This is a genomic window from Bradyrhizobium sp. CCBAU 51745 (assembly GCF_028128715.1).
Classification (GTDB): domain Bacteria; phylum Pseudomonadota; class Alphaproteobacteria; order Rhizobiales; family Xanthobacteraceae; genus Bradyrhizobium; species Bradyrhizobium manausense.
This window is the reverse complement of the sequence record NZ_LBJP01000077.1, coordinates 94,110-103,423: the sequence shown is the minus strand read 5'-3', so window position 1 is coordinate 103,423 and position 9,314 is coordinate 94,110. Positions and strand designations below refer to the sequence as shown.

7 protein-coding genes are annotated in these 9,314 nt (G+C 64.8%); 1 reads left to right on the top strand and 6 read right to left on the bottom strand.

Going from position 1 to position 9,314, the window contains the following annotated elements; all coding sequences use genetic code 11:
- The 5 genes from XH98_RS20490 to xylB form a co-directional block, all read right to left on the bottom strand.
- On the bottom strand, positions 1-142 hold a 142-nt coding region (locus XH98_RS20490; RefSeq protein WP_271619704.1), incomplete at its 3' end, for an NAD-dependent epimerase/dehydratase family protein.
- A 270-nt stretch (positions 143-412) separates the two neighbouring features.
- Positions 413-1,360 (bottom strand): ABC transporter substrate-binding protein, encoded by a 948-nt coding sequence (locus XH98_RS20485; protein ID WP_271599330.1) that lies wholly within the window; start codon positions 1,358-1,360, stop codon positions 413-415.
- Between the two features lie 95 nt (positions 1,361-1,455).
- Positions 1,456-2,496, bottom strand: coding sequence for an ABC transporter permease subunit (locus XH98_RS20480; RefSeq protein ID WP_271599329.1), 1,041 nt, complete (start codon positions 2,494-2,496; stop codon positions 1,456-1,458).
- Positions 2,489-4,012: a sugar ABC transporter ATP-binding protein gene (locus XH98_RS20475; protein WP_271619701.1), complete on the bottom strand. Its 1,524-nt coding sequence runs from the start codon at positions 4,010-4,012 to the stop codon at positions 2,489-2,491. The genes XH98_RS20480 and XH98_RS20475 overlap by 8 nt, the downstream gene beginning before the upstream one ends.
- Positions 4,013-4,135: 123 nt before the next feature.
- Positions 4,136-5,581, bottom strand: a complete 1,446-nt coding sequence (gene xylB, locus XH98_RS20470) for a xylulokinase (RefSeq protein ID WP_271619700.1) — start codon at positions 5,579-5,581, stop codon at positions 4,136-4,138.
- A gap of 244 nt (positions 5,582-5,825) precedes the next feature.
- On the opposite strand from xylB, the gene XH98_RS20465 reads away from it, so the two are divergent.
- Entirely contained in the window at positions 5,826-8,201 is a 2,376-nt protein-coding gene (locus tag XH98_RS20465) for a glucose/quinate/shikimate family membrane-bound PQQ-dependent dehydrogenase (protein ID WP_271619699.1), read from the top strand.
- Between the two features lie 87 nt (positions 8,202-8,288).
- Here XH98_RS20465 and XH98_RS20460 read toward each other — a convergent pair whose 3' ends face one another.
- Positions 8,289-9,191, bottom strand: coding sequence for a LysR family transcriptional regulator (locus XH98_RS20460; RefSeq protein ID WP_271619698.1), 903 nt, complete (start codon positions 9,189-9,191; stop codon positions 8,289-8,291).
- Positions 9,192-9,314 lie beyond the last annotated feature (123 nt).

The window sequence follows — 9,314 nt, the reverse complement described above, 5'->3', positions numbered from 1 at the left end:
AGAGATCGACCTCGCGCCGGTCCACGGTCACGAGCTTGACGTCCTCCCGCGCCAGCCGGCGCAGCAGCGCGCTGCCGACCATGCCGCGATGGCCGGCGACGTAGACGCTCTTGCCCTTCAGCTCAAACGGTACGCTTGCCATTCGCGATGTCCCAAAATGCCCGACCGGACTTGCTTCCAGCTCCCGCCGAAAACCCGTCCTTCTCTGACATATCGCTCGCCGGGGTCAACCCACTATGGCGCTAAACCGTTCTTTTTCCGAGGATTCCAGCCACAAGGCCATGGTCGGCCGTTGACGGGAGCGCCTTGCGCCGCTCACGCAGTCGCTGTGCCAATGGGGCTGACGATGCCAAAACGCGCCGCCGTGCGAAGGCGGCGACCCCGCAAGAGGTCGCCGCCCAATGCAGCCGTTCTACTGCGAACGGTCCGAGGTCCAGCCCTTGTAATCCCCGATGTTATCTCGGGTCACGAGCTTCGAGGGCAGCAGCTCGACGGTCGAGGCCGGCTTCTGCCCATTGAGGATGCCGACGCCGACCTGCACCGCGCGCCGCGCCATGAAGAACGGGTCCTGCGAGGCCGACGCCTGGATCTGCGGCGAGCCGGGATCCTTCAGCGAGGCCTCGATGTCAGGCGCGCCGTCGACCGCGGTGATGATGATGCCGCTGCGGTTTTGCTGTTTGGCCGCGAGATCGGTGCCGATCGCCTGCGGGTCGTTGATGGCGAAGATGGCGTCGATCTTGGGGAAGCGGGTCAGATAGCCTTGCGCAACGGTGAGGCCACCTTCGCGCGAGCCCTTGCCGTCCTGGTCGCTGGACAGCACCTTGATGCCGGAATTCTTGCCGAAGACGTTCTTGCAGCCGGTGACGCGGTCGATCACCGCAGAGACCTGCGGTCCGTTCTCGATGATGACGTCGCCCTTGCCGCCCAGCTTGTCGACAATGTACTGGCACGCGATCTCGCCGGCCTGGACGTTGTTGGTCGTCACGGTGGCATCGGCGCCTTCGGCCGCGGTGTCGACCGCGACCACGACGATGCCCGCAGCCTGCGCCTTCTTGATCGCCGGGCCGATCGCCTTGGGATCGCCGGGGTTGAGCAGGATCAGATCGACGCCGGCGGCGATGAAATTGTCGATCTGGGTGACCTGCTTGCCGAGATCATATTCGAAGCCGACGGTGGTGATCTTCACATTGGGATTGGTCTTCTTGGCCTCGAACTCGGCGCCCTTTGACAGCGCGACGAAGAACGGGTTGCCCATCGAGCCCAGCGAGACGCCGATCGATTTGAGCTCCTTGGCAGAGGCCGGCGCGGTGGTCAGGGCAAGCGCCATCGCGGCGCCGGCGAGCATGGTCATCTTCAACATTGTCTTCCTCCCTGGTCTGTCTTCATCCCCGGGCGCGGCAGACCAGTTGCCGCAACCGAATTTCACACCATGCGCTCAGATGCGCGTAAAACCGTTCAAGTCCTGGCGGAGCCTTGCAACCGGTAGCGATCCAGCGCCACGGCGCCGATGATCACCAGGCCCTTGATCACATATTGCCAGATGTCGGAGACGCCGACGAGGATCAGGCCGTTCGAGAGCACTGCGATGATCAGTGCGCCGACCAGCGTCCCCCAGATCGAGCCGATGCCGCCGACGAAAGACGTGCCGCCGAGGATGACCGCGGTGATGGCATCGAGCTCGTAACTTTGTCCGAGCTGCAAACCGTTGGCGGCATAGAGCCGCGCCGCCTGCATGGCGCCGCCAAGGCCTGCGAAAAGCCCTGATACGCCATAGACGAAGGTCAGCACGGCCCAGACCTTGATGCCGGCAAGCCGCGCGGCGCTCTCATTGCCGCCGACCGCATAGATGTGCACGCCCAGCACGGTCCGGCGCAGCACCACCCACGACACGAGAATGACGAGCAGTGCAATGACCGACAGCCAGGGAATCGAGGCGACGCCCGGAATCAGCGTCAGCGAGCCGTTGCCGATGAAGGCATAGGGAATCGACGGATTGAACACCGTGGTGTCGGCGCCGAGCAGACGCGCCAGTCCGCGCACGGCGGTGAGCGAGCCCAGCGTGACGATGAAGGGCGGCAGGCGCATCAGCGCGATCAGCGCGCCATTGACGATGCCGAAGCCAAGGCCGGTGAGCACAGCGACCGGCAGCCAAAGCGCCCCCATCTCGGGCAGTTTGGAGACCGTCAGGCCCGCCATCGCCGAGGCTGCCAGGATCGAGCCGACCGAGAGATCGATGCCGCCGGTGAGGATGACGAAGGTCATGCCCGCGGCGAGCACGGTGTTGACGGCAGCCTGCTGCAGCACGATCCCGAGATTCTGTCCGGTGAAGAAGCGGCCATCCGACAGATAGTGGAAACCGATGCACAGCAGTAGCAGCACCGGCAGCATGCCGGCGGCGCGGATCAGGAGCCTGATGCGTTGGCGCTTCGTTGCCTCGGCAGCGGCGGTGCCGTTTACGGTCGCGGCCTTCGCCTGCGTCGATCCATTGTCAGGCATCGAGATGCTCCGTCCCCGTGGCGAGGGCCATGATGTCTTCCTGCGTTAAAGGCGCCGTCTCGGTTCGCCTGACCTCGCCTGCGATATGCCCGGACCGCATCACCAGGACGCGGTCACAGATACCGATGATTTCTGGCAGATCGGACGAAATGACGAGGATGGCGGTGCCGGCCTTGGCGAGATTGTCGATGATGGTATAGATCTCCGACTTGGCGCCGACGTCAACGCCGCGCGTCGGCTCGTCGAGGATCAGCACCTTCGGCGCAATGGCGAGCAGCCGCGATAGCAACACCTTTTGCTGATTGCCGCCGGACAGGCCTCCTGCCGGCACGCCGGGATTGGCGGCGCGGATACTGAGTCCAGCAAACGCCCTGTCGGCGCGCTCGCGTGCCTTGTCCCGGTCCAGGAACCAACCGAGCTTGGCATCGCGTCCGATCACGGCGAGATTGATGTTGTCCAGGCACGACATGTCGAGGAACAGGCCGAGCGCCTTCCGGTCTTCGGTCAGATAGGCGATGCCGGCCTCGAGCGCCTCGCCGGGCGTGCGGATGTCGATCGGCTGGCCTTCGAGTTCGAGACGACCCGAAATCTTCGGTGCGGCACCAACGATCAGATGCGCAAGCTCGGTGCGGCCGGCGCCGATCAGTCCGGCAAGCCCGACCACCTCGCCGGCATGGACGGTGAGCGAGCAGCCCTTGACACGCTGCCCATCCGCCATGTCGGTGGCCGTCAGCACGGGATGCCCCTTCCCGGCCTCGGGATCATGATCCTTCTTGTAGAAGGAGGAGACGTCGCGCCCGACCATCATGCGGACGATGGCATCGGCGCGGATATCCTGCTTGCCGAGCGAACCGACCAGCCGGCCGTCGCGCAGCACGGTGACGCGGTCACCGAGCGCATAGACCTCGTCCATGCGGTGCGAGATATAGATGATGGCAAGCCCTTCGGCGCGAAGTTGCCGGATCAGCGCAAACAGCCGCTCGCTCTCGCCGGCGGACAGCGCCGTGGTCGGCTCGTCCATGATCAGGATTTTCGAGCGCGCGTGCAGCGCACGCGCAATCTCGACGAGCTGGCGCTGCCCCATGGAAAGATGCGCCACCAATGTCGACGGTGTGAAATCCGCGCCCAGCCGCTCCAGGATCGGGCCAACACCTTCGCGCATGGCACCGCGCGCCAGCAGACCTGAACGCGACATCTCGCGGCCGAGATAAATATTCTCCGCAACGCTCAGATTGGGGGCCAGAGACAGTTCCTGATAGATGATCGAGATACCCGCGGCGCGACCGCCGAGCGGGCCGTGGATATGCACCGGCTTGCCTTCGATGCGGATCTCGCCGCCAGGATCGGGCCGGTAGGCCCCCGACAGGATTTTCATCAGGGTCGATTTGCCGGCGCCATTCTCGCCCATCAAGGCATGGACCTCGCCGGCATAGACCGTGAGGTCAACCGCACGCAGCGCCTTGATGCCGAAAAAGGATTTTGAAACTCCTCGCATCTCGAGGATCGGCTCGTTCATCGTGCCTCCCGGCGCACAATGCGTTTCCTGTTCGCGCCTCGTCGGGCGCGGTTTTGCGCATTAAACAAAAGGCCGCCGCACAGGGCAACAGCGAACAGGTCAAAATGCGCAACCAAAGCGAAGCTAGTGGCGTGGCCGATACAGCTGGCGCCAGGCGGGAAGCCGCTCGGCATAGGCCCGAGCCAGCACGGGGTCAGGTTCGAAAGTCTCGACGCGTTGCGGTGGCGTGCAGACGTCTGCGACGGCCTCGCCGGTGACAGCAAGTCGCCCCAATCTCGCCGCACCGAACGCCGCGCCGGTTTCGCCTTCGGCGAAGCGATAGATCGGAACATTCAAGACGTTTGCAAGCACCGACAGCCAGAACCGGGACCGCGAACCGCCGCCGATGACGTCGGCCTCGGTCACTGCAATGCCGGCATCGCCAAGCGCGTCCCTGCAATCGGCCAGCGCGAAGGCTACGCCCTCCAGCACGGCCTGCACGATCGCCGTGCGGTCGGTGCCGTGGCTCAACCCATCGAGCATGCCGCGCACGACGGGATCATCGTGCGGTGTCCGCTCGCCCGCAAGATATGGCAGGAAGCTCACGGGCGACGGCGCCTGCGCCCGCGGGCCCAGCGGCGCCAGCAGTTCGCTTTCAGGGACGCCGAACAGGCGCGCAGCCCAGGCAAGGCACGACGCCGCCGAGAGAATGGCGCCGGCCTGAATCCACATGCCAGGGATTGCGTGGCAGAAGGTGTGGACCACCCGGTCCGGGTTTGTCGCAATATGGTCTGATGGCGCCAGCAAGGCGCCTGAGGTTCCCAGCGAGATGAATGCAGTTCCGGGACGGATCGCGCCGATGCCGATGGCACCGGCGGGGTTGTCGCCGGCGCCGCCCGCGATCACCGGCCGGCGAACCATGCCCCAACGCTCTGCAAGCTCGCTGCGCAATGAACCCGCCGGCGCGCACCCCTCCACCAGGCGCGGCATGTGCGCGCGCGACAGGCCGGTCGCGGCCAATGCCGCATCCGACCAGTCCCGGCGCGCCGCGTCAAGCCATAGGGATCCCGATGCGTCGGAGACGTCCTCGACGGCCTCGCCCGATAGAACGAGGCGCAGATAGGCTTTCGGCAACAGCACGCGCCGCATCGCCGCAAAAACCTCGGGCTCGTGCTTTGCGATCCAGAGCAGCTTTGGCGCCGCAAAGCCGGGCATCGCCTTGTTGCCCGTGATCGCGCGCAAGGCGGCCCAGCGCTGCTCCAGAATGCGACACTCCACGGCCGAGCGTCCGTCGTTCCAGAGGATGCAGGGCCGCAATGGTCTGTCGTTCGCATCGAGCAGCGTCGGGCCGTGCATCTGGCCCGACAGCCCGATGCCTTCGACCCTCGCCAGCTCTTCTCCATGCGAGGCCTTCAGGGCGTCCAGCGTGGCAAAGGTCGCCTCGATCCACTGCGCTGGATCCTGCTCGAAATAGCCTTGCTGCGGCGAGGCGATCGTCAGCGCTCGACTCTCGCTCGCGATCACGCGCTGCGCGCTGTCCACCAGAACGGTCTTGACTGCGGAGGTGCCGAGATCGATGCCCAGATACATGACGGATGTGGTTCCCGACTATTGCGAGTCCTTAAGACACGACAATGATCGTATTCAACGAGCGCGCAATTCCGAACAAAGACTTATCACATCGGATCGCAAGTTTTTGCCCGCGGATGTTGCATCGACGCAGCAGTCGAAGGTTGCCAGCTGTGGTTGACTTGACCACAGTAACTGCAACTCGGCGCAGTCTGCTGCGTTTGCACCGGACAGTGCTCGATCTTTTTGCCCCGCCGGAGCAACCATGCAGCGATCCAGGGCCGTCTTTGTCACAGGTCTCGTCTATGCCCTGATCGGTCTGGTGCTCGCGGGCGGCGGCCTCTGGCTCGCCACGCTCGGCGGATCCATCTTCTACCTTGTTCTCGGTGCCGGGATTGTCGTGACGGCCGCGTTGTTGCTGGCACAGCGCCATCAGGCGCTCTGGCTGTTCGCGATCGTGGTGGTCGCCACGGTGGCGTGGGCCATCTCGGAGGTGCGGTTCGACTGGTGGCCGCTGGCATCGCGGGGCGACATCGTCTTCCCCATGGCGCTCTGGCTGCTCACGCCCGTGATCGTTCGCGGGCTGCTGCGAGACCAGCCGGTGTCGTACCGAAGCGCGACGCTGCCATTGTGGATCGGCGTAGCCGCCTCTTCGGTCGTCCTCGTCATCTCGCTTCTGTCCAGCTATCACGACAGCAACGGCACGATCGCCGAGCAAGCATCGAGCGTGCCGCAAAGCGAAGCCGACCCTCAGCCGGATGGCGATTGGCGGGCGTATGGACGCACGCAATTCGGACAGCGCTATTCGCCGCTGCAGCAGATCACGCCCGACAATGTCGGCAAGCTCAAGGTCGCCTGGACCTTCCGCACCGGCGACATGCCGACACCGGAGGATTCCGGCGAGACCACCTTCGAGGTCACCCCGATCAAGGTCCGCGACACGCTTTATCTTTGCTCACAGCACCAGGTGCTGTTCGCGCTCGACGCCAGCACCGGCAAGGAACGCTGGCGATACGATCCCAGGCTGGTGTTCAACAAGACGTTCCAGCACATGACCTGCCGCGGCGTCTCCTATCATGAAACCGCTGATGGTGCCGTCGACAGCAGCGGCGCTCCCGCGCCCGGCGAATGCCCCCGCCGGATTTTCCTGCCGGTCAATGACGGCCGTATGATCGCGCTCGATGCCGACAGCGGCAGGCCGTGCGAGAGCTTTGGCGATCACGGCAGCCTCGATCTCCAGCAAGGCATGGGGATCAAGACGCTGGGCTTCTTCGAGCCGACGTCGCCGCCTGTGGTCAGCGACAAGATATTGGTCGTCGCCGCGGCAGTGATCGACAATTATGGGGTCGACGTGCCCTCCGGTGTCATCCGCGGCTTCGACGTCTACACCGGCAGGCTGGTTTGGGCCTGGGACTCCGGCGCAGCGGACGAAAATGAGTTGCCGACGCCGACGCGTCACTACACCAACGGCTCGCCGAATTCGTGGATATCAGCCTCGTTCGATCCGAAATTGAACCTCGTCTACATCCCGACGGGCAATAACGGACCCGACATCTGGGGCGGCAATCGCAATGCCCTGGTCGAGCGCTATTCCAGCTCGATCGTTGCGCTCGACGTCAACTCCGGCAAGCGCGTCTGGTCGTACCAGACGGTGCATCACGACCTCTGGGACATGGACGTTCCCTCGCAGCCGAGCCTGGTCGATATCACCACGGCCAAGGGCGTCGTTCCCGCGATCATCCAGCCGACCAAAGTGGGCAACATCTTCGTGCTCGATCGGCGGACCGGCGAGCTGATCGTGCCGGCACCGGAACGCCCGGTGCCGCAAGGCGCCACGCCTGGCGATCGCAGCGCGCCGACGCAACCGTTCTCCGAGCTGACGTTCCGCCCCGAGGCGAAGCTGACCGGCGCGGACATGTGGGGCGGCACGATCTTCGATCAGCTCTTGTGCCGGATCATGTTCCACCGGCTGCGTTACGAGGGCACGTTCACGCCGCCCTCGTTGCAGGGTACGCTCGTCTTTCCCGGCAATCTCGGCATGTTCGAATGGGGCGGCATCGCGATCGATCCGGTTAGACAGGTCGCCATCGCCAACCCGATGTCGCTGCCGTTCGTCTCGAAGCTCATTCCGCGAGGTCCCGGCAATCCTCCCGCGCCGACGGCCGAGAAGCCTGTCGGCAGCGAGGTCGGCACGCAGCCGATGTATGGCACGCCGTTCGGGGTGGACATCCAGAGCTTCCTCTCGCCCCTCTCCGTGCCGTGCTACCGGCCGCCATGGGGCTCGATGGCGGCGATCGATCTGAAGACGATGAAGATCGTCTGGCAGCATCCCAACGGCACGATCCGCGACACCACGCCGCTGCCTTTGCCTTTCCGGATGGGCGTGCCGATGCTGGGCGGGCCGATCACGACCGCCGGCGGGGTTGCGTTCTACACCGGCACCTACGAATACACGATCCGGGCCTACGACGTGCGCGACGGCAAGGTTCTCTGGGAAGACCGCCTGCCCGCCGGCGCCCAATCGACACCGATGAGCTACGAGGCCGGCGGCAAGCAATATGTCGTCACCGCGGCCGGCGGTCACGGCTCGTTCGGCACCAAGCGCGGCGACTACGTCATCGCCTATACGTTGAAGGATTGACCCGCTGCGGCATCGTTATCCGAGGCGCGCCTGGGGCGTGTGAAGCTGCGATCCGGCCGGCGATGGCTGCCGGTGATGCCCGGTCGCTCACGCCGCGGCCTCGCGCATCATCGCCTTCAGCATTTCCGCGAGCACGCTGGCGATCGCGCTCGTCCCGCGCTCGTGGCCGATCAGCATGAGTGTCTGCGTCTCGTGCGCCAACTCGCGTACCGGCACATAGACGAGGCGGCCGAGGCGCCGCTCGAACTCGATGTCGAACGGCGTGAGAAAGGTGATGCCATTGTCGAGAATGGCAGCGTGGCGCATGATCTCGATGGCGTTGGTTTCGATGATCGGCAGCGGCTCCAGCGAAGCTTTCGCAAATGCCGAATCGAGGTAAGGCCGGATCACGGTCGACCCGTCGGCGATCACCAAGGGATAGTCGACGCAGTCGCTGAGCCGGATCTGGTTACGCTTGGCAAGCGGATGGCTCGGCGCCATCACCGCGCCGAGCTTGCCGGCGGCGCGGGCCAGCACCTTCAGATGATTGCCGCGGGTGAAATCGAAGCCGATGCCGAGGTCGGCTTCGCCGCTGGCGACCGCGGATTGAATGTCCTCGCCCGTGGTCAGCAGCGTGAGGCAGAGCCGCACCCGGGGATTGGAGACGCGAAACTGCTTGACGGTGCCAGGCACGAGGTTCGAGGCAAGACCGCTCATCATCGCCACCGTGATCTCGCCCCGGCGCAAACCCTTCAGCTCCTCGATCTTGCCTTGTGCGCGGGTCAATTCCTTCAAGGTCTGGCGAATGTGGCCGACCAGGACTTCACCCGCCGCAGTCAGGATGAGCTTGCGCGGCAGCCGCTGGAAAATCGGCGTCCCGAGCTCGGTCTCGAGCGCAAGAATCTGGCGACTGATCGCGGAGGCCGCGACGTTGAGATGGCTCGCAGCCTTTCGGATCGATCCGGTGCGCGCCACCTCGTCCACATAGGTCAACAGGCGGCTGTGCAGCATCCCCTTGCTCCTGCTCGGAAAACAGCGTGGTCCCGGAGCATGCTGTGACGTTGCCTCAAAGGCAACGGTGTTTGCGAAATAAAGCGCTTTTATGCAAGCCTTCCGGCGTGCTGAATCCGGCAC